This window comes from Methylobacterium sp. WL18 (genome assembly GCF_008040015.1).
In the GTDB taxonomy this organism is placed as follows: domain Bacteria; phylum Pseudomonadota; class Alphaproteobacteria; order Rhizobiales; family Beijerinckiaceae; genus Methylobacterium; species Methylobacterium mesophilicum.
Genome location: NZ_VRVD01001011.1, coordinates 1 through 1,110 on the forward strand (window position 1 = coordinate 1; position 1,110 = coordinate 1,110).

Here is a 1,110-nt window from a genome sequence, read left to right on the forward strand (position 1 = left end):
CCGGCCACCGGGCTGCCGCCCCGGGTTGCCGCGGCGATGTCGGCCAGGACTGCGTGCAGACGCGGGGCCACCGCGCGCTCCTCGGGCGTGAGGTAGCGGTTGCGCGACGACAGGGCGAGGCCGTCCGCCTCGCGCACGGTCGGGACACCCCGGATCTCGACCGCGAGGTCGAGGTCGGCCACCGCCTGCTGGATCACCCGGAGTTGCTGGAAATCCTTCTCGCCGAACAGGGCGATGTCGGGCCCGACCTGGTTCAGCAGCTTGGTCACCACCGTGGCGACCCCGGAGAAATGGCCGGGCCGGAACGGGCCGCACAGCCCGTCCGTCAAGCCGGCGACATCGATCCGGGTCGCGAAGCCCGGCGGGTACATGGTCTCCACCGCGGGGGTCCAGGCCGCGTCGGCGCCGGCTTGGCCGAGCAGCGCGAGGTCGGCCTCGAGGTCCCGCGGGTAGCGCGAAAAGTCCTCGTTCGGGCCGAACTGGGTCGGGTTGACGAAGATGCTCGCCACCACCCGGCGACCGATCCGTCGGGCCTCGGCGACCAGGGCGAGGTGGCCCACGTGCAGGGCCCCCATGGTCGGGACCAGGACGACGCGCTCACCCGCCCGCCGCCAGGCGCCCACGCGCTGGCGCAGGGTGGCGAGATCGCTGAAACGGTGGGGATTCGATTCGGGCACGGGTCCGGCTCCGCGGCGGGGCGCCGATCTAGCGCATCGGGCCGGATATCGGAACCGGCACGCGGCGCGCGATATGGGATGCGCCCCGTGATTTACCCGAAAGCCGGCAGCCGCCTGTCGGGACGATGCCCCGGGGCCCGATCCGCGCGCGGAACCTGCCGGTGCCGGATCAAGGACAGTAGGGCAGGAGCGACCGGCCGAACGGGTCGTCGACGCCCAGCGGCGGCGTGAAGCCGTAATAGCTCGGATGCGACAGGCCGTATTCGGAGCCGACGTAGCTCGGATCGTCCGGCGCGTTGGTCGGCACCGGCACCCGGCGGGGCGTGCAGCCCACCGGCACCGCCCGGGTGCGGAGGGCGTAGACCGGGCGCCGCTCGATCCCGTCGTTGCGCGGGAAGAAGCGCGGGCCGCTCCGGGTGACGGTCTCGTAGCT

At 73.2% G+C, this 1,110-nt stretch carries 2 protein-coding genes; both read right to left on the minus strand.

The window, feature by feature from the left end:
• Window positions 1-677, minus strand: a 677-nt coding sequence (gene panC / locus FV228_RS30510; RefSeq protein ID WP_147857827.1) for a pantoate--beta-alanine ligase, incomplete at its 3' end; no start/stop codon positions are given.
• Window positions 678-846: 169 nt separating this feature from the next.
• Window positions 847-1,110, minus strand: a 264-nt coding sequence (locus tag FV228_RS30515) for a hypothetical protein (RefSeq protein WP_147857828.1), incomplete at its 5' end; no start/stop codon positions are given.